General features: G+C 47.2%; 17 protein-coding genes. 12 read left to right on the top strand and 5 right to left on the bottom strand.

The genetic code is table 11. From position 1 onward, the window contains the following. Positions 1-31: 31 nt before the first annotated feature. Positions 32-1009, bottom strand: coding sequence for a 2-hydroxyacid dehydrogenase (locus AB6805_RS04760; protein WP_370908312.1), 978 nt, complete (start codon positions 1007-1009; stop codon positions 32-34). Between the two features lie 9 nt (positions 1010-1018). Further along, positions 1019-3520 (bottom strand): cation-translocating P-type ATPase, encoded by a 2502-nt coding sequence (locus AB6805_RS04755; protein WP_370908311.1) that lies wholly within the window; start codon positions 3518-3520, stop codon positions 1019-1021. Between the two features lie 113 nt (positions 3521-3633). Here AB6805_RS04755 and AB6805_RS04750 point away from each other — a divergent pair, with 113 nt between their 5' ends. The 5 genes from AB6805_RS04750 (at position 3634) to AB6805_RS04730 (ending at position 11173) form a co-directional block, all read left to right on the top strand. Further along, entirely contained in the window at positions 3634-5709 is a 2076-nt protein-coding gene (locus tag AB6805_RS04750; protein ID WP_370908310.1) for an alpha-N-acetylglucosaminidase, read from the top strand. Positions 5710-5850: 141 nt separating this feature from the next. Beyond that, entirely contained in the window at positions 5851-8241 is a 2391-nt protein-coding gene (locus tag AB6805_RS04745) for an ABC transporter permease (RefSeq protein ID WP_370908309.1), read from the top strand. Positions 8242-8384: 143 nt separating this feature from the next. Next, on the top strand, positions 8385-9908 hold the full coding sequence (locus AB6805_RS04740; protein ID WP_370908308.1) for an ArnT family glycosyltransferase: 1524 nt from the start codon (positions 8385-8387) through the stop codon (positions 9906-9908). Positions 9909-10094: 186 nt separating this feature from the next. Next, entirely contained in the window at positions 10095-10781 is a 687-nt protein-coding gene (locus tag AB6805_RS04735) for a hypothetical protein (RefSeq protein ID WP_370908307.1), read from the top strand. Positions 10782-10792: 11 nt separating this feature from the next. Then, positions 10793-11173: a hypothetical protein gene (locus AB6805_RS04730; RefSeq protein WP_370908306.1), complete on the top strand. Its 381-nt coding sequence runs from the start codon at positions 10793-10795 to the stop codon at positions 11171-11173. A gap of 2 nt (positions 11174-11175) precedes the next feature. Here AB6805_RS04730 and AB6805_RS04725 read toward each other — a convergent pair whose 3' ends face one another. From AB6805_RS04725 to AB6805_RS04715, 3 genes are all read right to left on the bottom strand, one after another. After that, positions 11176-12234, bottom strand: a complete 1059-nt coding sequence (locus AB6805_RS04725; RefSeq protein ID WP_370908305.1) for a response regulator — start codon at positions 12232-12234, stop codon at positions 11176-11178. A gap of 4 nt (positions 12235-12238) precedes the next feature. Then, complete coding sequence (locus AB6805_RS04720; RefSeq protein ID WP_370908304.1) at positions 12239-13753, bottom strand: PAS domain S-box protein; 1515 nt, start codon at positions 13751-13753, stop codon at positions 12239-12241. A gap of 140 nt (positions 13754-13893) precedes the next feature. Continuing rightward, a complete protein-coding gene (locus tag AB6805_RS04715; protein ID WP_370908303.1) occupies positions 13894-14607 on the bottom strand; it encodes a pirin family protein in 714 nt (237 codons plus the stop codon). A gap of 168 nt (positions 14608-14775) precedes the next feature. Here AB6805_RS04715 and AB6805_RS04710 point away from each other — a divergent pair, with 168 nt between their 5' ends. The 7 genes from AB6805_RS04710 to AB6805_RS04680 all read left to right on the top strand — a co-directional run bounded on the left by AB6805_RS04710 (position 14776) and on the right by AB6805_RS04680 (position 25338). After that, complete coding sequence (locus tag AB6805_RS04710; protein ID WP_370908302.1) at positions 14776-16860, top strand: TonB-dependent receptor plug domain-containing protein; 2085 nt, start codon at positions 14776-14778, stop codon at positions 16858-16860. 11 nt (positions 16861-16871) lie between these two features. After that, a complete protein-coding gene (locus AB6805_RS04705) occupies positions 16872-17459 on the top strand; it encodes an HmuY family protein (protein ID WP_370908301.1) in 588 nt (195 codons plus the stop codon). A gap of 18 nt (positions 17460-17477) precedes the next feature. Next, positions 17478-18425 (top strand): DUF6607 family protein, encoded by a 948-nt coding sequence (locus AB6805_RS04700; protein WP_370908300.1) that lies wholly within the window; start codon positions 17478-17480, stop codon positions 18423-18425. 103 nt (positions 18426-18528) lie between these two features. Beyond that, positions 18529-19110, top strand: coding sequence for an RNA polymerase sigma factor (locus tag AB6805_RS04695; RefSeq protein ID WP_370908299.1), 582 nt, complete (start codon positions 18529-18531; stop codon positions 19108-19110). A gap of 110 nt (positions 19111-19220) precedes the next feature. Then, positions 19221-20270 (top strand): FecR family protein, encoded by a 1050-nt coding sequence (locus tag AB6805_RS04690; protein ID WP_370908298.1) that lies wholly within the window; start codon positions 19221-19223, stop codon positions 20268-20270. Positions 20271-20496: 226 nt separating this feature from the next. Then, the gene (locus AB6805_RS04685) at positions 20497-23889 is read left to right on the top strand and encodes a SusC/RagA family TonB-linked outer membrane protein (RefSeq protein WP_370908297.1); all 3393 of its coding nucleotides are present in this window, start codon (positions 20497-20499) and stop codon (positions 23887-23889) included. 18 nt (positions 23890-23907) lie between these two features. Continuing rightward, entirely contained in the window at positions 23908-25338 is a 1431-nt protein-coding gene (locus tag AB6805_RS04680; RefSeq protein ID WP_370908296.1) for a RagB/SusD family nutrient uptake outer membrane protein, read from the top strand. The last annotated feature ends 6 nt before the right edge of the window (positions 25339-25344 follow it).

Below are 25344 nucleotides of genomic sequence, written 5' to 3'. Positions count from 1 at the left end.
TACCAGCCCAACAATCAACCGCGGTATTTGTTTACAGGTCGTAAATATGATTCACCGGGTTCGGCACCGGCTGGCCGGTTAACGCAGCAATTACATTCTGTGCAGCGATCCTGGACATGGCGTTCCGGGTTTCCAGTGTGGCAGAGCCAATATGCGGCAGTACTGCTACGGTAGGCATTTCCAGCAGTGGATTATCCGGTTGCATGGGTTCAGGGTTGGTAACATCGAGTCCGGCGCCCCATATTTCCCCTTCACGTAAAGCGGCAATGAGGTCTGTTTCATTGTGGATGCCTCCGCGTGCCGCATTAATGAAAATGGCAGTGGACTTCATTTTGCGGAAGGCTTCCCGGTTAAATTTTTCTTTTGTTTCCGGTGTAAGGGAGGTGTGTATGCTGATAACATCGCTTTGTTGTAACAATTCATCAAAAGGAACAAAGGTGGCATCCAGTTCTTTTTCGGCGGCTTCATTGCGGTGCCGGTTACAGTAAATGATTTTCATGCCAAAAGCAGCCTTGCAGCGTTTAGCCATTACCGTACCTATATTGCCCAGGCCCCATATGCCCAGTGTTTTCCCTTCTATATCGGTGCCGAGATTGGCGGTAGGAGTAGAAAACCCCCATTCGCCTTTTAAAATTCTTTTATGCTGATAAAACGCTTTACGAGCCACGGAGAGCATCAGTAAAAAAGCGGTGTCGGCGGTGGCATTACTTAATACGCCGGGGGTATTGGTGATCTGTAGACCCAGTTCTGTAGCAGCTTTCAGATCTACATTGTCATACCCTACAGATAAAAGACTGATCACTTTCAGGTGCCGGCATTGTTCCAAAAATGCCCGGTCCAGTTTTTCACCACCGGCGAAAAGCAAGGCGTCACTGCCTTTGCAATACTGTACTCTTTGCGCAGCTGTCATCTCCTTTTCTTCCGACCACTGTGTAACGGTAAAGCCTGCACGTTGCAGGAGTGATAACCCTTCTTCCGGAATAATCCTTGTTGTAAATACCTTCATCATATCATTAGTTTAATTGCGCTGAAATTTTCTCTTCCCCAGTTTCCATATTTCAAACCATAGTACCGATGCTGCACTGATAGCGGTGCACAGCAGCAGTTCATACGGTGAAAGACCGGTAAGACTGAAGAACCTTGCCACCGGCGGAATATATAGCATCGCTGCCAGCAGCAGCAGGGTGATACCAATTACCGCAACCATCAGTTTGTTCCGGTTGCGCATGCTGTGTATAAAGGAATAATAGAACGAACGGTTAACTAAGGTAAGAAAAATATTTGCGAGCACCAGTGTGGTAAACACCATGCTGCGGGTGAGCACTTCGCCCGCATCCTGCGCCACGCTCCACTGGTAGGCTGTTAACACGCCTGCGGTAATGATCAGGCCCTGCAGGATGCTGATATTCATTTCCCGGAAAGAGAGAAAAGTTTGGGTAATGGGCCGGGGTGGTTGCAACATCGCGTTTTCCTCTATCGGTTCATTTTCATATACAATAGAACAGGTGGGGCCCATAATTACTTCCAGGAAGATAACATGCACAGGCGTAAATATATTGGGATAGATCCAGTCGAGGAACAGCGGAAGCGATACCGTGAGTATGATAGGAATATGAATAGAGATGATATACTGTACCGCCTTTTTTATATTGGTATAAATTCTCCGTCCCATTGCAATGGCATCCACCATGTTACTGAGGTCATCATTCACCAGGATGAGCGCTGCGGCCTGTTTGGCAATTTCTGTTCCTTTTTTGCCCATGGCAATACCAATGTGAGCGGCCTTCAGCGCAGGGCCGTCGTTTACACCGTCGCCGGTCATGGCCACCACTTCATTATCTGCCTTTAATGCATTGATAGCCGCCAGTTTTGCTTCGGGGAACATGCGGGTGAAAATGTTGACGGACTGCAATGTTTGCTGCATCTTTTTTTCGTTCATCTGCATCAGGGTATCACCGTTCACGGCTTCATCTGACTGCTGCAGGCCGGCTTGCCTTGCAATGGCGCGGGTGGTAACGGCGTTATCGCCGGTAATGATCTTCACCTTAATACCGGCCTGGTAAAACTGGCGGAACACTTCGCTGATATTGTTTTTGGGAGGATCATAGAAAGCCAGCAAACCGGTAAAAACAAACGGCAGCTCCTGTTGAGTGGCGGGGTAATTGTTGCCGGTAAAATCAGAAGTAGCTACTCCCAATACCCGGTAGCCTTTTGCCGCCAGTATGTTTACCTGGTCGAGGATCATTTGTTTTTCTTTTTCCGGGAGATGGGTAACCTGCAATATTGCCTCCGGCGCTCCTTTCGCTGCCACGAGGCGTTTGCCGGCAGCATTCTCAAAAATATGCGTCATCATAGGTGGCTTGCCTTCCAGCGGGTATTCATGTACCATGGTGTAATTGGTGCGCTCATCCAGCGGCGTCATTTCTTCGTATAGCCGGTGCAGTGTTTTCTCCATGGGGTCAAAAGGTACAGGCTCGCTGGCCCACATCGCAGTGCTGATCAGCGCTGCCGGAAAATGGCCTGCTTCATATAGCGTATAGTCGGCGCCGTTATATACCGCCTGCAAACTCATTTTGTTTTCAGTAATGGTACCTGTTTTATCGGTGCAGATAACGGTAGCGCTGCCCAGCGCTTCTACGGTACGGATCTTTTTTACAATGATTCCCATCTGCATGAGCCGCCTGGAACCCAGCGCCATAAAGGTGGTGAATGCTACCGGTATTTCTTCCGGTAAAACAGACATCGCCAGTGTTAATCCTTTCAGCAGGCTGCCGGTAAGACTGCCACTGCGGATATAATTAAACAACCATACCGCCAGGAAAACGATGACACCCGCGACGGCCATCCATTTTACAAACTGCCGGATTTGTAATTGCAGTGGTGTTGTTTCTTCTTTGATATTAAGGATGGCTTCTCCCAGCTGGCCGATTTTTGTTTGCGCGCCTATCTCCTGTACTTCGCAGATGGCGAGTCCGGATACTACTACGGTGCCGCTGTACACTTTGTTATCTTCACTGTCGCTTTGCTTGAATACGGCGTAAGCCTCACCGGTGAGAGCGGATTCGTTGACGGAAAAGTCGTTGCTGTGTACAATCATACCATCGGCATTGATCGTATTACCTTCAGATACCAGCATCATATCTCCCTTTACAATTTCGCTGGTAGGTATACTTTTCAATTCCCCGTTACGGATAACCTTGCTGAGGGGTTCGTTCATTTTCTCCAGTGCCTCCAGCGCTTTGCGGCTGCGGCTATCTTGGTAAAATGAAATGCCCGATACCAGCGCAATGGCCGCCAGCATAAAATAGGCTTCGCCAAGTTCTCCCATCACAAAGTAGATAGCCGTTACTGCTATCAGCAATACCAGCATGGGCTCTTCCATCATTTCTTTTAATACGGCTTTCAGCGGACTGGTAACAGCTTCCGGAGGAATATTACTGCCATATTGTTGTCTTGAAGCGGTAACGGCTGCTTCATCCAAACCTTTGATATGCTCCGGTAAATTGATCTGTCCAGCCATGCAGGGTTGTTTTGGTGAAAAGAGGTCTGTTAAATTTACGAATTATGAATTAAGGATCTGGAATTCATAATTTTTTACCATCTTTAAAGATTGATTAATCTAACAGTGTACCAATGAAAAATAAGAAATTGCTGGCAGCGCTGCTGCTATGCTTGTCTGCGTCTGTGTTTGCGCAGGATTATCCCGCTGTGAAACAACTGGCACAACGCCGCGTTCCCTGGCTGGCTGATAAGCTGGTATTGAAAAGTATCCCCGCAGAAAATGGCAAAGATGTATTTGAAATCACCACCCCCGGCAAAGAAGTAAGAATCATGGCTTCCAGCCCCAGTGCCGCTGCAGCAGGCCTCAACTGGTACCTGAAGTATTATTGTCACCGTTCCATGTCGCACATGGGCGATAACCTCGCGCCGGTATCACCGCTGCCATCCATAAAGGAGAAAGTGCATATCAATACCTCCTACGATTACCGTTATGCGCTCAACTATTGCACCATCAGCTATACCATGAGCTTCTACAGTTGGAAAGACTGGGAGCATGAACTGGACTGGATGTCGCTCAATGGCGTAAACGTAATGCTGGCTACCATGGGTACCGAAGCGGTGTGGCAGCATACGCTGGAGCGGCTTGGATACAGCAGCGACGAGGCCCGTAAGTTTGTGGCAGGTCCGGGATTCACTGCGTGGTGGCTCATGGGCAACCTTGAAGGATGGGGCGGGCCTGTTACCCAGCAAATGATTGATCAGCAAACAACATTGGAGAAGCAGGTGCTTGCCCGTATGCAGGGACTCGGCATCGCCCCGGTGATGCAGGGCTTTTACGGAATGATCCCTGTAAGCCTGAAGGAGAAAATGAAGATCAGGGTAGTGGAACAGGGAAAATGGGCAGGTGGCTTTCAACGCCCGGATTTCCTGGTGCCGGGAGATAGTGCCTTTACCAAAATAGCCGGTATTTATTATGAAGAGATGAAAAAGCTCTACGGCAGCAATATTCGTTTCTTTGCCGGTGATCCCTTTCATGAAGGAGGGATCAGCAAAGGGGTAGATGTAACCGCCGCCGCCCGTACTATTCAGCAAACCATGTTACAGCATTTTCCGGGTAGCACCTGGGTGTTGCAGGGATGGCAGGCCAATCCCTCGGGCGCACTGCTGGCGGGACTTGATAAATCGAAAGTACTGGTACAGGAGCTTTTTGGAGAAAATACGGCCAACTGGGAAACCCGCAAAGGTTATGAGGGCACGGCCTTTATCTGGTGCAGTGTCACCAACTTCGGGGAAAAGTCCGGGCTCTATGGTAAGCTGCAGCGCTTTGCAGATGAAACCTGGCGCGCGGCGCACAGTCCGTATGCTGCCCGGTTCAAAGGCATAGGTATTATGCCGGAAGGAATCCACAACAACCCCGTGATCTACGACCTGATGCTGGAACTGGCCTGGCGTCCGGAGAAAACAGACATAAAGGAATGGATAAAATCATATGTACGTTACCGTTATGGCAGCGATAATGCGCAGTTGCAGGCTGCGTGGCAGGGATTGATTGCTACCGCTTACAGCAGCTTTCCGCAATACCAGGAAGGCCCCAATGAGTCGGTATTCTGTGCAAGGCCCACGCTGGAAGACAAGCCCGTGTCATCCTGGGGCACCCGCAAGCGTAATTATGATACCCGGCAATTTGCCGAAGCGGTAGCGGAGTTCATGAAAGCCGCGCCAAAGATGAAAGATAACGCTACCTATGAAATTGACGCCATTGATTTCCAGCGCCAGGTAACCGCCAACCAGGGCGAAGAGGCATTTGCCGGTATGGTGGCTGCCTACAAGGAAAAAGACCTGCCGGCATTTAAACAAACATCCAACGCTTTCCTCGCGCTCATAAAGCAACAAGACCTGTTGCTGAGTGGTAGCCGTCATTTCAGGCTGGATACCTGGATAACCGCAGCGCAGAATATGGGGCAAACACCCGCTGAAAAAGCCCTGCTGGTAAAGAATGCCAAAACACAGATTACTTATTGGGGGCCAGACAACCCGGAAACAGATCTGCATGATTATGCCAACAAGGAATGGGGTGGTTTGATGCGGAATTTTTATCTGCCCCGCTGGAAAATGTATATTACTTATCTCACTGCGCAGCTGGAGGGGAAGCCGGCCACCGCGCCTGATTTCTTCCAGTGGGAAAAACAATGGACAATGCAGCCATAGCGGATTTTCCGGCGTTCGAAAATGAACATATTCCATACGAAAGTGAACATTGCCTATCGAGTGCTTAATTATAAGGAATTGATAACCAAAGGTGCCGGATTCCGGCACCTTTTTTATAAGTATGTTTCAAATCTCACTGCAATGTTCCGCAACTATTGTAAGATCGCTTTCAGGAGCCTGATGAAAAGCAAATTCACCTCATTTGTTAATATCGGCGGTTTGGCCATAAGCCTGGCAAGTTTTCTCATTATTTTACTATATCTTAACTATGAACTCAGTTATGATCGCTGGGACCCTTCGCTGAAACAGGTATACCGCGTGTCACGGCAAACGGAAAGTAATTTCGCCAACAATCCTGTGCCGGCTCCCCTGGCGCCATTGCTGCAGGAACATATGAAGGAAGTGGAGGCATACACCCGTATAATACCCTCGGGTAAACATGAAATACTGATCAGCGTAGATGATCGCAAAATATATCAGCAAAACGTGGTGATGGCAGACAGCGGATTTTTGCAGGTATTTCCTTTGCGGCTACTGGCAGGAAATGCAGCTACGGCTTTCAATGAGCCTGCTTCTGCATTGATTACAAAAGCGGTCAGCGAAAAATTGTTTGGCAAAGAAGATCCCATGGGGAAAGTGATAAAGGTGTATAACCGGATGGCTTTCACTGTAACCGGGGTTATTGCGGAACCGGCCACGCCTTCGCATATAAATGCTTCCATTATATTGAGAGACCCATATATGGCTGCTAATAGTGGCTGGGGTAATATTTCCTATATTTCGTATATCCGTTTAAGAGAGCCATTATCACCGGGAGTATTGGAAGATAAAGTGAACCGTATTTTTTATGAGCATCGCCTGAAAACAGGTAATGAATCTTACGCAGCCTATATTAAAGCAGGGCATGCGCCTTCACTGTTTACAGAAGCAGTACCGGATATCCATAATTTCCCGCGTTTGGGTAGCAGTCCTTTTAAAACAACGATGATCCTGTTCCTGCTGGCAGGTTTACTACTGCTGAGCGGTGCGCTGAATTCCAGCAACCTGTCGCTGGTAAAAACGTTGAAGCGCTCACGGGAAGTAGGGGTACGAAAAGTGATGGGATCCAGCCGTTCCCAGATACTTGGGCAGTTTATGATGGAAGTAACCATTCAATGCGGTATCAGTTTGTTACTGGCAATGTGCTTGTGTGTTGTCATGCTGCCTTTGTTTAACCAAACGTTTGGGTTGTCGTTGTCTTTCTCCGGTCAGCTGTATTCCTATAAAATGATCCTCCAGGGCGGAGCTGCTTTGCTGGCTATTATACTTATTTCGGGCTTGTACCCGGCAATGGTATTTTCGCGCAGGAGCGTAGTACATGTGATGAAGGGTAATTTCAGCATGGGCAATACCGGTAAGCGTTTCAGCCATTCGCTGATCGTGGTGCAGTTTGCCGTATCTGTATTTTTTATGGTGAGTGTGTTGGTGATGGCGCACCAGATGAATTTTATGAAACACCGGGATATTGGTTTTAATCCTGAGCAGGTAGTGCAGATAGAAGCGATGCAGCCAACCCGTGAAAAGAATTTTGAACAAACAAGAGCAAAGCTGCTACGTATCCCAGGGGTGCAACTGGTATCCAAAACCACGGCGGTTCCCGGCGGCGATATAGATACTTCTTTCAGCACTTTCAATTATGCAGGCAGCAGCAGGGCACTCTCTTCAGTGCGGGTAAGCACCGATTTTTTTGCCACGCTCGGTATTGCAGTCCTGGCCGGCAGGATGTTTTCGGATGCACATCCGGAAGACCAGGACAATACGGCCATCATCAACGAATCGGCGGCCAAATCGCTTGGCGTAGTTGATCCTGTGGGTACACAGATTCGCTATGCCTCCTGCGACAGTGTGCCCTACCAGATAGTGGGGGTAGTGAAAGATTTCCAGGTGCAGGGTTTTGATAGTTATGTACGCCCCACCCTGTACAGTATTTCCAATGCACATTGCACTTATCAGTCGGGAGGAGCGCTCCTCGTGAAGGTGAATACGGCCAGCCTGGATAAAACGCTGGCGGGTATCAGTGCCTTATGGGAAACGATAGAGCCGGGATTTCCGCTGCGCTATTCATTCCTGGATGATAATTTTCAACAGGTTTTCAGCAGCTACACGCGGGTACAATATATCATTCATGTGTTCACCTTCATCTCCGTTTTCATTTCTGTGATGGGCTTGCTGGCGCTGACGGTATACATGACGGAGCAACGTACCCGGGAAATAGGCATCCGGAAAGTATTGGGAGCCAGTGTAGGTGGGATTGTAGCGTTGTTGTCAAAAGATTTCCTCAAACTGGTGATCTTTTCTGTATTGATTGCCACACCCGTAGCCTGGTATTTACTGGAACGCTGGCTGAGGGATTTTGCCTACCGGGCAGGTATCAGCTGGTACCTGTTTGCGATAGCAGCAGCCGGCGCATTACTCATTGCTTTTGCTACCGTGGGACTGCAGTCGCTACTGGCAGCAAGGGCCAATCCTGTAAATAGTCTGAAGGCGGAATAATCCCTTGTTGAAGTTGAACAAAGGGGTACAGTAATGTTAATTATAGTTAAGCAGCAGGTATGAAATTACCAAGCGGCACAGAGATTGTGGAAGGAGGCATCTGACCACATCATCTGTTATAATTACAACTGTCAGCCTATCATATGCAGGATCTACCGGGGAGTAATCGTTTCATTGCTTATATCACAGCGCATAAATGGATGGCTATCGCCATCGGGATGATTGTGCTGCTAAGATTTTCGTTTATAGGCATTATGGGTGCCATGCCCCAGGACGCCTATTATTATTTCTACGGACAACACTTCGCCCTGTCATATTTCGATCACCCTCCGGCTATTGCCTGGATCCTGCGTGCTTTTACAGACTTATTCGGCCGGCATGTATTTGTGATCAAGCTGGCAGATACCCTGGTTACCATTGGTACACTGCTGGCCTTTTACAATTTATCGAGGTGCTTCCTGCCACTGGAGCGTGCCTGGAATAGCCTGTTGCTGCTGGGCGCTACGCTGATGGTCACTATCTTATCACTGGTATCCACACCTGATGTACCATTGCTGCTGTTCTGGACTTTATCGCTGATAGCAGTGTACAGGGCGGTATTTGAGCAGCGTAAAGCCTACTGGATTTGGGCGGGGATCGCCATGGGGCTGGCATTCGACAGCAAATACACGGCTGTTTTCCTGCCGGCGGGAGCGGTGCTTTATTTATTACTGTCGAAGGAACACCGGCGGTATTTGTGGTCCCCCTGGTTCCTGGCCAGCGTCGTGTTTTTCTGCATCACCATTTTGCCCGTGGTGATCTGGAATGTGGATAACGACTTTGCCTCTTTCCGGTTCCAATCATCCGACCGGGTAGAGGGCGTAGAGTTCCGTCCGCTGGACTTTTTCGGTGTTATTGGTCACCAGGCGGCTATTCTGCTACCTGTATTATTCTTTGCTTTGCTGTATTATCTGTATAAACTGGTCCGTAAATACAGATGGCATATTACGCGCATCTCTGCCCGTCAGCTTTTCCTCTTATGTTTTTTTATTCCTGTTTTTGGTATTTTCCTGGTGATTTCTCCCATTTACTGGGTAAAGATAAACTGGATGATGCCTGCTTATATAACGGGCACTATATGGATAAGCACCTGGATCACCTTTAAGTATGTACGCTGGCAATGGATCTGTTCATTAGTGATCCACCTGGCGCTGGCGGTGGAAATCATTTTTTATCCTGTACCCATTCATTCAGATGATACCATGATCGGCTGGAAAGGGCTGGGCGATGGGGTGAAGGCATTGTCGAAAGAATACCCCGATGATTTTATTTTTTCTGCAGATGATTACAAAACCAGTGCGATGCTCAATCTTTACCTGGGGCGCATGGTATACTCCCGTAATATTATTGGTGAAAATGCACTGCAGTTCGATTTTATCGGAACCAATATAAACGCATTAAAAGGAAAAAATGCCCTGTTTATCAATTCACTGACCGACGTAAACGACGATGTGGATGAACAGGAATTTGTAACAGAAGAACTGGCGCCGTTCTTTAGCTCCGTGCGGTCGCTGCCTCCTATCGTTGTTACCCAGCAGGGCCGCGTAGTAAGAAAATTCCTCGTTTTCCGCTGTATAAATTACCAGCCTCATCAGTCCGCTAATGATCCCGGTCATCCGAAAAAATGACGACTGTCAACAGAAGGAGTAATGCCCGTCATTGTTCAGCAACGCATTCCGGTTTAGTTTTACGCCAGCATTTGGACATCCACCTGGATTCCTTGGCGTAAACAAAAAGCGAAGATGTGCTGTTGAGAAGGTATCACCGTTCTATCAGCGGTGGTACTTTTACCTACTGTTAAAAAAATGCAAATCATGTTCAGCGGATTAACTCCTACATCCCGTCAGCGGAAATTTTGTGAAGGTTTTCTTTTTTTTCCCATCAGGCATTTACGCAAATATGGGAATCATATTTTCAGACAATACGGACGTCATGCCGGTGTGAAAACATTGTTGGATATGCAACTGGGTATGCCGGGTAACAACGACCGGTACGCAGAAGAAATACAACGCTGTATCGCAGATAAAGCGGCGCCTGAAACGGCGAAGGTAATGCAGAAACTGGAAGAATTTTATACACAGGTACAGGCATCAGCCGGTAGTTTACCGGGGCTTTACCTGGATTTCAGTGATCTCATCATTCATTTCTACCGGGAGGTATCTATTTACCACAATGTAATCCTGCGTAATATGAAGCAGGAATTGCAACCGGCCGGAAGGTCTAAAAAACGGGAACCGGAAGGAGAGCCCGCACAGGAACACATCAATAAACTTTATAAGGTAGTGAAGGAATTTGTTTTGCAAAGCAAAACGATGTTGTCTGTACTGGAAGATGTGGCAAGAAAGGAAAATTATTTACCGGGTGAACAATATCTCCGTCATATTATGGAATTGATGTCAGGCATCCGGCAAATGAATCATCACCAGCAACATCTATGTCAGCTGTTGAAGAAATGGGGTGCAGATAAAAATCTGCACATGCTGCAAACCTATTATAATTAGCAACTATCAATATGTCTTATGATCCTAGCACTGAAACAGATATTGCGGCCTACCGGGAGGCATGCAACAACTGGATCAGAACCCTGAAAGCCTTAAGAGAAGATAATGCTTCGCTGATTAACCGGCTGGCGGCCGCGTTGAAAGAAACTACTCGGCGGTCGTTTATTGAGGAGGCAGAAGAATTTCAGCTCACGATGCTGGATCGGGAAGAGTCGCTCGTCCTGTTAAGGCATGAAATAGGGGAGCAGCTCGACTGGCTGAATAAGCAGCCGGCTGGCGTGTCTTCGCCGCATCCTTATGCGGTGCTGAAAAATGATATGGAGGGAATGATCCAGGAGTACGAGCGTTTAAAGGTGGCATTCCTCATTTTTATAGCAGCAGAAAAAGTATAGGATCAGTTTACCAGCGCCGCCAGTTTTTTGAGAGATAAAAATGCGATCTGCCCCTCTTTCAGGGCAATCAGCTGTTCATCCCTGAAATCGCCCAACGTGCGTATCAATGATTCTTTTGCGACTCCCGCTACTGCGGCAAGGTTTTCCCGGCTGATATCGATCGTAAAATGTTTACTGCCTGCCGTATTGTATTTTTTGTCGAGCATCAGCAATGCTTCCGCTACTTTCTTACGGAGCGAGTTATACGCCAGCCCGATCAGTTGCTGTTCTTTTTCTACCATTTCTTTTGATAACAGCTGGATAAATTTCCCCAGCACTTCCGGGTTACTGCTGATCAGCTGTTCAAAATCTTTTTGCGGGATCACTGCTACCAGTGTGTCTTCCATCGCTTCCGCATATTCCTGGTAGTTGCCGCCTTCGAGCAGGGCGTTATATCCAAGAAAATCCCCTTCGTTATATAAACCTATGATCAGTTCTTTTCCTTCATCGTTCCGTTTATACGTTTTTACTTTTCCCTGGAGCAGGTAATATAAATGATCCGGGCGGTTGCCGGCAGCGTAAATGCGTTGTTTCTTCTTATAGTGATTGGTATTGCGGTCTTCTTTGAGCAGGGCGAGCTGATCTTTGCCGGTACTGGCCGACAGCAGTACCTGGAGCCCGTGCAAGCCGGTAACCGTGTCCTGTTTGATCTCAGCGCATCTTTTCAGCCTGCTTTCTATCGCGCTGAGTAACTCTGTGCCTTCAAAGGGCTTGGTAATATAATCATCTGCCCCCAGCTCCATTCCTTTCCGTATATCTGTTCTTTCTGCTTTGGCTGTCAGGAAGATAAAAGGCGTTTTTTGGAGGGCCTTGTTTTTATGCAGCATGTGTAAAACGCCATAGCCATCCAGCACGGGCATCATGATGTCGCATACAATAAGATCGGGCAGGTGTTCCAGGGCCATGGCCACGCCTTCTTTGCCATTGGTGGCAGTGAGCACCTGGTAATTGGCCAGTTCAAGGATTTCCGCCACGTTTTCACAGATGGCAGCATTATCTTCAATCAGCAGTATTTTTTCCATGAGCTCAGTTTTGGGGGAAGGGAACGGTAACAAGGAACTCTGTGCCTTTTTCCGGAGCGCTGTTACAGGAAACGGTACCATTCATCAATTCCGCATATTTGGCTACAATGTGCAGCCCGAGTCCTGTACCCTGAATATTGGACACATGCTGGCTACGGAAAAACCGCTCAAAAAGATGCTGCCTGTCTTCTTCTGAAATACCTATTCCCTTGTCTTTTACGGATAGCTGGAAGCTGCTGTCGCTACATTGTGACCGGATGGATATAATGGCTCCCTCCGGAGAAAACTTGATGGCATTGGAGACAAGATTCATAACAATGTGTTTTAATAGTGTAGGGTCCATGCAGGCATGGGCGGCGCCGTGGTGTGCATAGTAAATATTCTGTTTGGTTTTTTTGAGTCCGTCCATTTCGCCCAGGATGTTGCTGATGTGTTTACCGGCGTCGAAGGTGCTGTGGCGTACCTGGATTTTTCCTTCTTCTATTTTTCCTACCGAGAGGAAGTCGTTTAGTATATCCGTCAGCATATTTACCGCGGAAATAATACGTTGAATGTGTTTACTCCGTTTGGCTACGTCATCATCTGCTTCATATTTGGACACCAGGTAGATGGAAGAAAGGATGGCGCTGAGGGGTGTCCTGAATTCATGGGAAGCGAGGGATACAAACCTGGATTTAAGTTCATTAAGCTCCCGCTCTTTTTCCAGGGAAGTTCTCAGCTCAGATTCCGCCTGTTTAATGCGGGAGAGGTCGATGGCAATACCGATATACCCGGTAATATCGGCCGCATCCCGTATGGCGGATACCGTCAGGGAAACCGGCAGCGTGCTACCATCTTTCCGGATGTACTGCCATTCATATTCATTGTAAAGGTTTAGCCTGGCTTTAATGGTCAGCGTTTCCATACCGGGAGCCACCGGCTGGTTCAGCTGCTGTGAAAATTCTTCTGCCCGCAGGGCTACTTCTTCCGGATCGTGCAGCAGCATCGGGGTATATACATCCACCACCTCACTGGCTTTATAGCCCAGAATCCTCTCTGCTGCAGGGTTGAACCACCGGATGAAACCATCGGTATTGATCACGATGATCATGGCGCCGGTACTGGTCCATAAGCTGTTGAGGAAACTGTTCATGCGCTGGAGTGAGCCGTCTTTCACAGCCGCTTCTTTGCGTTGCTGCGAAAGTTCACGCAGGGTCATCTCCGCATTGCGGCGATCGGTGGCGTCGGTGATGTAAATAATGGTTAGTATTCCTTCCGGGGTGGAGTGGTTAGCCTGGCTGATCTCTACCGGGAACTGGCTGCCGCTTTTCCTTACCGCATACTGTTCTTTATGGTCGCTGATAAGCAGCAGGCTCACCAGCTGACCTGTTACTTCTTCTTTCGTATAGCCAAACTGGTTAAGCAGGAAGGGGTTGGCCATCACGATCCGCTGCTGATTGTCGGCAACCAGTATGCTGATGGTGGCATGGTTAAAGAGTACCTCGAAACCTATGTAATTATTTTGGGAGGTATTAATCATACAGGTAATTGAGCCTTTGAAGCGGTGCAATATAAATTTAATGATTCCCGGTGGAATAAATTACCTGTATGAATAAATTGGATGTTATTATTTTAGAAAAGTAATAATATGTCTGTATTTAATATGTATTAAGGAGAGATTTACTTCTGATTGACAGGCGTTTCGATAACCAGGAAGGTTGTTTTTTCGCCGCACTGCAATGTTACTTCACCGGTTTCCCATATCCCTATTGCATCACGCGGCTGTAATACCTGGTCCTGCACCCTGAGGTTGCCGTCAATAGAAAAGATAAACAAGCACTTATTCAAGGGGTTGAAGGTATAGGTAACACTGGCCGGTTGCTCATAGTATCCGAGCGACAGCTTCGCATTCTGATTGATCCAGCAGTGTTCCATCCCTTCTTCGCCGGATACTATTGTCACCAGTTTATTCTTTCTTTTTTCCAGCGGGAAACTGCGTTGCTGATACCTCGGTGAAATGTTTTGTTGTTTAGGAAGAATCCAGATCTGTAAGAAGTTAACTTCTTCCGTACCTATATTATACTCTTCATGCCTTAACCCGCTGCCGGCACTCATGATCTGCACGGCAGGTGCTTCTATCTCGGTACTGTATCCCATGGAATCTTTATGGTTCATCTTTCCTTTCAGTAAAACGGAAATGATTTCCATGTTCACATGCGGATGTGTACCAAAGCCTTTGCCGGCTTCTACATAGTCGTCGTTGAACGCGATCAGTGTACCGAAAGCGCTGCGCATGGGATGATAAAAATCGCTGAAGCTGAAGAAGAAATTACTTTTCAGCCAGCCTATGTCTTTAACGCCTCTGTCGGCCGCCGGGAAGTGTTGTGTTTTCATATATTAATGAACAGGTGATGATTTAAAATTGTTCCGGCAACGGTTAGTTTTCCGGGCTAACTAAGTTAACAGCAAATTTCCGGATCTCGTAAATAACTTTCCCAAACTCGTAAAGGTGCTGTTGTTTATGCCCGTACTTTTGCTTCACAATTTCAGATAAACCTTAAGATGTATAAATATTTATTCCTGCTCACCTGCATCATGCGGGTAGGGACCCTTTTTGCCCAAACCGACACTACTTCCGGCAGTAAAGTGTTACAGGAAGTAGTGGTTACCGCTACCAGGAATGAACAACTGTTAAGCAAAGTGCCGGTACCGGTTACCGTAATCCATAAACAACAGATACAGGCCATGGGAGCGGTATTGCTGCAACAGGTGCTGGCAGAGCAAACCGGCCTGTTCATCACCTCCAATCATGGAACAGGTGTGCAGATGCAGGGTCTGGAAGCGGAGTACACACTCATACTGCTGGACGGAGAACCGCTTATAGGCAGAACTGCCGGCACGTTAGACCTGTCGAGGATTGTGGTGAGTAATATAGAAAGAATTGAAATCATTAAAGGGCCTGTTTCTTCACTCTATGGGAGCGATGCACTGGCCGGCGTTATTAACATCATTACCAGCAACAACAGCAAGGAGGGAATAAGCAGTATCAGCGCGCGGTATGGTTCCAATAATACCTATACCCTTGATGGCAGCACACGTATTCCTTATAAAAAAGGATCTTTCTCCGCCAGTGTAAACACTTATAACAGTGACGGATACACGCTTGGTAACCAAAGCACTGCGCCTACCGTGTCGCCATTTAAAGCATATACGGCACAGTCGCGCTGGCAACACAACTGGTCCGGCAAATGGAGCACCATCCTCTCCGGGCGATACTACGAACAAAAGTATAACAGTTATTTCCTGGATGCCAAAGGAACGGTGGATGATATCGGAAAGGAGAAGGACATGAACGGATCGTTACAGCTGATCCATACGCCGGTACAGCGTTTCAAACAAACGTGGCGGGTGTATTATTCGCGGTATTCCACCAATGAAGATATGCATTACCGGGAGGACAAAAGTTTATATGATGCATCATTTTTTACCCAGCAATATCTGAAACCGGAATATCAGGCCGACTGGCAGCTGCATCCGCAACATCAGCTCACCGCTGGTGTGGGTTATGTGCATGAATCGCTCGAAGCCACCCGCTATGAGGAACGGATGGCCTTTAATACCGGGTATGTATTTATACAGGAAAACTGGAAACCGGCAAATGCATGGAATGTATTACTCGGCGGCCGCTTTGATACGCATAACCAATACCCATCTCAGTTCAGTCCGAAGTTATCGGTGTCGTATCAGCTAGCGCCCAACTGGCGCCTGCTGGGCACCATCGGCCGCGGCTACCGTGCGCCTGATTTCAGGCAGCTATACCTGCATTTTAATAACGCAGCAGTTGGTTACACCGTAGTAGGTACCAAACTGGCAGCGGATATCCTGAAAGAAATGCAGCAGCAGGGGCAGATCAAACAGGTGAACATCGATCCGGAACAATTGAAAAACCTGGATGCCGAAAGCTCCTGGTCCTATAACCTGGGAGTGGAAGGGAAACCATTTTCCCGTACCACCGCCAAAGTAAATGTCTTTTACAACAGTGTAAAAAACCTGATAGACACCCGTGCTATTGCCGTAAAAACAAACGACCTGGCAGTATACAGCTATGTAAACATCAACAGTATTACTACTGCCGGCGCAGAAGCGGAGCTGGGACAGGCTGTTGGTAAACATTTACAGCTGTCGGCCGGCTACCAATACCTTCGCTCAAAAGATAATGATCTTTTTAAAAAGGTAAAAAACGGCGAAGTATATACGAAGGATGAAACTACCGGGGAAACACGCGCACTTACCCGCAGTGAATACTTCGGATTGTTTAACCGCTCACATCATTCGGCCAATCTGAAAATAGCGTATACCCTGTACCGTTTGGGCATCGATGCAAATGCACGGATGCTGTGCCGCAGCAAATACGGCTTCACCGACGAGAACGGGAATAACACACCGGATAAGGATAGTGAGTTTGTACCCGGATATGCTACGGTAAACCTGGCGGCAGCTAAATACCTGTTCAAACGTCAACTGCGTATGCAGGCTACGGTGGAAAACGTGTTTAACTACACGGATGCACAGCATATCAGTACTATGCCAGGCAGGATCTATTCCATTGGCGCCACCTGGAATTTTTATCATCACGTAAACCATTAACCAAATACTATATGAAACAAATACTCACAGCTGGTATGCTGTCACTGTCGCTTTTTACACTGGTATCCTGCAGCAAGGATGATGATAATACCGTTACACCGCCGGTGGTTGCAGTGGAAACCAAAACAGTAGCAAACATTGATGCGGATGCAGCCAATAAAGGCAGTTTTACTTTATACAGCCTCGCAGATAATAAAGTAATTCCGAACAGCGATTCCGCTACCACAAAATGGGACATTGGTTTCAAAGCCACTACCATTATCATCAATGGCGGTACCAGCGGACCTGGTAAAGCCGAAGCCCAGGTGATTACCGGTGTATTCAGCCAGTTGGTAACAGCGCCGGAAACAGGCTACACTACCGATGCTGTTGCAAAGAAAGCCATCACCGGCTGGTATGCTTACAACATGACCACACACGTAATTTCACCGGTAACAGGCGCCGTGATTGTACTGAAAACAGCGAATGGTAATTATGCCAAACTGGAAGTGACCAGCTATTACAAAGATGCGCCGGCTGCACCGGACCAGAATTCAATCAGCCGTTATTATAATTTCCGGTTTGCTTATCAGCCAAACGGCACACGCCAATTCAACTAACCACTCATTATTATTTTTATGAAACATATTTCCATTTTAACCATCAGCGCATTCATGGCGCTGGCAGCAACCGCCCAGCAAAAGGGCGGCGATAAATTATCGCAGGATAAAGCAGCTATCAAAAGTATGTGTGGCTGCCAGGACGTGACCTTTGAATATACAGAAACATTCCCCGCGGATAGCAGCTATAAGCCTAAAGGATATCATAAGATTATTGACGCCATTGAATATGTAACTGTGGCCTCAGAAGATCCGCACCGCATTGTATTGCAGCATCTGCTGATTGCAGACAGCAACGTGATTAAACACTGGACAGAGGACTGGCAGTATGAAAACCAGCAGTTGCTGGCCTATACGCAGGATAACCAATGGAAGAAAGTCACGCTGCCCACCGCGCAGGTAAAAGGTCAGTGGTCACAGAAAGTATATGGCGTGGACGATGAACCGCGCTATGAAGGTTCCGCTACCTGGGTACATACAGACGGCCGCCACTACTGGGAAGCTGCGTCAGATGCACCGTTACCCCGCAGGGAATACACTACCCGTAAGGACTATAACGTATTGCACCGGGTAAATCATCATGAAATTACCGCTACCGGCTCTGTGCATGAACAGGATAACCAGAAGGTGATTCGCGCAAATGGCATAGATAAGGTGATTGTGGGAGAGAAGGGATTAAATACCTATAACCGCACCAGTGAAAGTAAATGCCAGCAGGCTAAAGAATGGTGGGAGCAGCATAAAGCTTTCTGGGCGGTAGTCCGTAAAAGCTGGGATAAGATCTATGGAGAGAGCAGCGAGATTAACCTGCAGAAGAAAGTAAATGATGAACCGTTATATAAGGTGATGTCCGCACTGGAGGAAAAGGCTTTCCGCAAAGAGCTGGCCGGCGCCGAACTGGAAAAGACTGTAACGGCTACATTACAACAGTTTTCGCATAATACAGCATTGAGTTTACAACGATAAACGAGTGGATAAGAAAAGTACCGCAGTCATTCCTGGCTGCGGTTTTTTTGTTTTGCTAAAATATTTTGAACTATTTTGTCGGGCAATCATATATTACGTGGATATGCCTTCCCCGAGTAATTACGATGAGAACACAATGCTGGAACTGTTATCACAGGGCAGTGAGTATGCTTTTACGGAGCTGTTTAGCCGCTACCGTACGAAGGTGTATTCTGTGGCGTTCCGGTTTCTCCGGTCGCAGGCAGCCGCTGAAGAAGTGGTACAGGATGTGTTCCTGAAGTGTTGGCTGAAGCGTGAAACCCTGCCGGAAGTAAAGAATCTGGATGCCTATCTGAAAGTTGTGACCAGGAACCTGGTCCTGAACCGTTTCCGCAAACGGGCCAATGAGGCCGCCGCCCAGGAAGAGCTTGGCCGCCGGGAGGTAATGGTAAACGATACTGACCACCGGATCCAGGAACACCAATACCGGGAAATTATCCAGACCGCCCTCGGACAGTTGCCGCCCCAGCAACGGGAAGTATACCGCCTTGCCAAAGAAGAAGGACTAAGCCATGAAGCCATCGCCAGCCGCATGCATATCTCCGCCGTTACCGTGAAATCCCATATGGCCAGGGCGTTACAGTCGATCCGCCGCTACCTGAACGGTAGCATCAGTATCCTCTTGGTGATCACTCTTGTTAAATAACAATAAAAAATATATTTCTTCATCCTCCACCATCGGAATTTGCCAGGTGTCTGTTATTATATAAGTTTTGAAAAACTACCTGTAAGTTCCTGTAAAGTTATTGTATCGTTATGACGAACGACCCTGGATTCAATGAATTAATGGATAAATACCTTGCCGGGAAAGCCAGCGAGGCAGAGTGGAATGAATTGAGGGGATTGATCAACAAAGGCAACTTTGATGAAGAAATAAAGAACCGGATAGATGCGGAATGGGATAGCGGCATCATGGAACCAGACGTTTCATTTGAGCGCTATCATGAGATGATCGGCAATATCATGTCGGCCGAATCACACATTGCCAGCATTATCCCGCTTAAACGGAACCGTCGCCGCGGCATGCGGAGGCTGGCGCTGGCTGCCATTGTAACTGGCTTGCTGGTGCTGCCTTTTGCCGGCTGGTGGTGGTGGCATGCAGGCAAAAAACAGCCGCTGGTAGCCATTAACCTACCCGCAGCTGCATCAGCAGCAGAAGAAATAGTGGAAGTACAAACGAAGTTTGTACGCCTGCCCGATGGAAGTACAGTGTTACTCGCGGATAACAGCCGCCTGGAATATAACCGCGACTTCAAAGGGAATAAAAGAGAAGTGCGGCTATGGGGAGAAGGATATTTTGATATTAAAGAAGTGCCGGATAAACCCTTTATCGTGAAAACCGGTAAGCTCAGCACGCAGGTACTTGGGACCGCTTTTAATGTAAAAGCATCAACCGATCAGCAGCGTGTAGTGATTACTGTTACCAGGGGTAAGGTAAAGGTAAATGATGAGAAAAGCAGCTATGGCGTACTGGTAGCGGATCAGCAGCTATCAGTAAATATGCTTACCAGCACAGTAGTAAGGGCGCAGGTGAAAAGTATGGAAGTGGTAAAATGGAAAGATGAATTCCTGGTGCTGGACGATGTAAGTATGGAGGAAGCAGCTGTTATGATAGGAGATAAGTACCATGTGAAAATATTATTTGCCAATGAGGCATTAAAAAATTGCCGTATTGCAGGAACATTTTTTCATAACCAGCCTTTGGAGAAAGTGCTGACCATTATTTGCAGTGTGGCAAATGCCGGGTATACCATTTATCCCAACGATAAAGTAGTACTGAACGGTGAAGGATGTGCCAATCAATAGATAAACGCTTATAAAACGGTAGTCAATCAACAAACGGAATATAATATCGGTGAAGATCTTCATCCGGTAAAGCGCGTTGTGCACCGCGTGTAGCTGCTAATTTTTTTAATTGTAATTATCTAAATCAACCATCAGAATTATGGATCTAATCTCCGTGAGGGATCGCTATGTCCCTATGCGAATCAACCAGCCATACATTAGGAAAAAGGGCAAAACAGGTTTTATTATGAAGATAATTTTCTTGTATTCTTTTCTGCTGGCATTGTCCGTTCAACTACTGATAGCCTCACCGGTGTCGGGCCAGGAATTGGGAAAGAAAACAATTACACTCGGCCTCAGAGATGAAACGCTCCACAGCGCTATTAAGAAAATTGAGCAGGCCAGCGGATTTCTTTTTGCTTATCCCCCTACAGCAGTAGCTAAGTACAAACATATCACGCTCCCCACTGCCAGCCGTTCCGTAAGCGCTACGCTGAATGCCGTACTGGAGAATACTAATCTCGCCTACCGGGAGGTCGACAGCAGCGTGGTATTGTATGTAAAGCCTATTGCCAATCCCGGCATTTCAGACAATGAAGCAGCAGCACTATTCCAACAACAGGCAGTTATTACAGGCCGTATCCTCGATGAAAAAAGCGGCGACCACATTGTGGGCGCCACTGTTATTGAGAAAGGAACTAAAGTACTGAACGGCACCACCTCCAACGAAGTAGGCGCCTTTAAAATACCGGTGGATGTATCAGCCGGTAAAGCCACCCTGCTTATCAGTTATGTCGGCTATGAAACAAAGGAAGTGGAAGTACGCAGATCCGCTAACCTCACGGTTAAACTCAGTACCAGTTCCAAATCACTGAACGCAGTAGTGGTAACCGGGCTGTTTTCCAGGCCGGCGGAGAACTTCACCGGTGCAGCATCTTCCTATACAAAAGAAGAGCTGAACAAGGTATCGGGCAACAGCGTATTAAGCGCACTGCGCGCACTCGATCCCTCTTTCCAGATGCCGGAAAATATCGCTGCCGGCTCCAACCCCAACGCAGTGCCCAGTGTAGTGGTAAGAGGCGGTAACAGCCTCGGTAATCTGAATGGCACTAATCAAAACAACGTATACGACTTTACCACCAGCCCCAATACACCACTCTTTATTATGGATGGTTTTGAGGTATCACTACAACGGGTAAACGATTTTGATATGAACCGCATCGCAAAGGTCACTATCCTGAAAGATGCAGCAGCTACCTCTATTTATGGTTCCCGTGCATCCAACGGCGTAATTGTTATTGAAACAATAAGACCCCGTGAAGGCAGTTTACGTGTAACCTATACCGGTAGTGTGGTGGCAGAACTGCCTGACCTGAAAGGCTATGACCTGGTAAATTCCAAAGAGAAACTCCAGTTGGAAAAAGAAGCAGGTCTTTATAACGGCTATCCCAATCCCGTTTGGCAGGAAAAAAAAGATTTTCAGTATAACTACCGCCTGGCGGAAGTAGCCAAAGGTATCAATACCGACTGGCTCAATGTACCCCTGCGCAACGGCATTGGCAGTACTCATAACCTCTACCTGGAAGGTGGCTCGGAATCGGTGATGTACGGCCTCAATGGTACCTACAATACTACAGAGGGTGTCATGAAAGGCTCCAGCCGGCAGAATATCTCCGGTAACACGTATTTGTCCTATCGATATAAAAACTTTTTATTCAGAAATGATCTTACCCTCAATTTCAACAAGGCAGTTAATTCACCCTATGGCTCATTTTATACTTATACTAAATTAAATCCTTACTGGTCGCCTTACGATGCAAACGGAAATCCCAAATACTACCTGGAAGATATCCGCTTCTTTGATGACACCCGGCTGGCTTCACAACTGAACCCGGTTTATAATGTATCCCTGCACACAGTAGATCAGTATACACAGCAAAATATCACTAACAACTTTTTTGCGCAATGGCAGGCAAAAGAATGGCTGCGCTTTACCGGCCGCTTTGCCTATCAGCGCACCACCAACGGCGGAGATCAGTTCCTCCCGGCGCAACACACTGCCTTCGACAGTATCCCTGTGGAACGATATTATGAAAAAGGATCTTACACAAAAGGTTACGGTTTAAGGAATACGATCGATGGGGCTTTCACCATCGACTTAAACAAATCGTTCGGATCACATATGTTTTTTGGTTCACTGGGTACCACCCTGCGCCAGGAAAAACTTACTTCAGAATCCTACACCATCAACGGGTTCCCAAATGATAAACTGGATCAGGTGACACTGGGAAACGGATACAAAACAGGTGCACGGCCATTCGGCACAGAAGGGCTTACCCGTTTGCTGGGGTATTTTGCCAACGTGAGTTACGCATACGATAACCGCTACCTGCTGGATGTTTCATACCGGTTGGATGGATCTTCCCAGTTTGGCGCCAATAAACGATTTGCCTCTTTCTGGAGCGTAGGCGGCGGATGGAATATTCATAAAGAAAAATTCCTGGAAAACAGTACCGCTATCAACCGGCTGAAACTCCGCTATTCATACGGATATACCGGCTCCTCCAATTTTGCCAGCTACCTCGGTCTTACCACCAGCAGGTACTATACCGACCAGGATTATTTATACCACCTCGGCACCTCCCTGCTTGGCTTTGGTAACCCCAATCTTGCCTGGCAGCAAACCGCTAAAAGCAACTTTGGTATTGACGGTACTTTTTTCAGGCGACTGGATATTACCGCCAACTATTTTGAAGAGAAAACAAAAGGTTCTGTTGTGTCTATCACCACCGCCCCATCTACCGGCTTTTCCATGTATATGGATAACATGGGCGACGTAGTAAGCAAAGGGTATGAAGTAAATTTACGCTACACCATTTTCTCTAATTCGCGGAACCGCGACAGCTGGTCCGTTTTTGCCAACGGATTTCATGTGCAGAATAAAATTGAGAAAATCTCCAATACCCTCGAACAACTCAACAAAAAAAATACTGATTCACTCAGCACCACACCGCTGGCCCGCTTTGCTGAAGGCCGTAGTACCACCGCTATCTGGGCAGTGCCTTCGCTGGGCATCGACCCTTCTACCGGGAGAGAAATTTTTCGTACCCGCAACGGTACCACTACTACTGTGTATGACCCACTGGACCAGGTAATAGTAGGAGACGCCCGCTCCACACTGGAAGGAACCTTCGGAACCAATTTTGAAAAAAGAGGCATCGGTGTGAACCTCTACTTCCGGTACCGGTTTGGTGGCTATACCTATAATCAAACACTGGTTGACAGGGTAGAAAGTGCTGACATGAGATTTAATGTGGACCGCCGTGTATTTGAAGAGCGCTGGAAAAAACCAGGTGACGCAACTTTTTATAAAGGTATTGTGGATAATAACGGGTACACCATTAACACCATCACCTACGCCACTTCCCGCTTTGTACAGAAAGACGACTGGCTGAGCCTCGAAAGCGCCTCGCTGTATTATCGCTTAAGTGACGCGCAGAACGCACGGTTACGCCTGCACGATACCAAGCTCACCCTCTTCACCAACCAGTTGTTCTGGTGGTCCAGTATTAAGCGGGAAAGAGGCCTGGATTATCCTTTCAGCCGCAGCTTCACTTTACAGTTACAAACCACTTTTTAATTTTAAGAGGATCTGAACATGAAACATCTACGCAATATACTTTTCCTGGTAGCTTCCATCACCTCACTCACACTTATCTCCTGCAAGAAATGGCTGGATGTAAGACCCAAGACAGAAATCAAGGAATCAGAACAGTTTTCTACTGAACAGGGTTTCAAAGATGCACTGTATGGCAGCTATCAGAAAGCGGCCGACGGGCAACTATACGGTGGCAACCTGACTTTCGGTTTCCTGGAAGTCTTATCGCAGGGATACGACAACACCACGAAAATAGATCACGACTTTTTTTATGCCGCCACCTACCAGTATGACAATGCCGGTATAACAGGCATCATCAATAGTATCTGGGGTAATATGTATGCTACCATCGCGCAAACAAATTATATCCTGAAAAATATCGACAACAAAAAATTAATCTTTACCGCGGATAACTATAATATTATCAAAGGCGAAGCGCTGGCACTGCGGGCTTTTATACACTTCGATCTGCTGCGCTTATATGCACCTTCTCCTAAATCAGATGCTACTGCTACCGCCATTCCTTATATGACTTCCTTTACAGTAACACCACAGGCACGCTTAAAAGTAAGCGAGGTGATTACCTTATGTGAAAAAGATCTGAAAGAAGCAGAAGCATTACTGAAAGTATATCCGCAAATGAGCAACCCGGGTGGCAACGACGACTTCCTCGCCTTTCGCAGCAATCGGATGAACTATTGGGCGGTAAAAGCATTACTGGCAAGACTGTATCTCTATAACAACGATAAAGCACAGGCACTCGCCTATGCAAAAGAAGTAATTGCCAGCAGTAATTTTCGCTTTATTACTTCGGGTGAATTAACGACCAATGCTACTGATATCAACAGGACGTTTACGCCAGAACACATCTTCTCTATCTATGTATCCAAGCTGAAAGACCCCGTGAGTAGCTATTTTATGATGGCTACCGGTGATAAGATGTATAAGAAATTTACCATCACTGAAGAACGCAGAAAGGCAGTGTTTGAAACGGCAGCAGGCGGCAGTACCGACATTCGCTTTGTAAGTAACAGCTTGTGGGGCGTAAGCAATGGTATTATCTTCCCCAGTAAGCTCTGGCAGGTAGATGAAAACAGGGAATCACTAAAGAAAAGAATCCCGGTGCTTTCTCTCTCAGAGATGTATTATATCGCCGCAGAAAGTGAACCGGCTCCTGCCGAAGGGCTTAAATGGCTGAACAAAGTCCGCGCTGCCAGGAATATTATAGAACTGCCTGCAGGACTGGACGCAACTACTTTACAGCATGAAATATTTAAAGAGTATCGCAGGGACTTTATCTGCGTGGGACAACTCTTCTATTATTACAAACGGTTAAACCTGGCTAAAATTGAGGGCGCCCTTAATGGCACCATCAATAATACGCAGTACGTGCTGCCATTGCCAAACCAGGAAATCGAGTTTGGAAAGTAATCAACT

The organism is Chitinophaga sp. RCC_12 (genome assembly GCF_041360695.1).
Classification (GTDB): Bacteria; Bacteroidota; Bacteroidia; order Chitinophagales; family Chitinophagaceae; genus Chitinophaga.
This window is presented reverse-complemented; position numbering and strand designations above follow the sequence as displayed.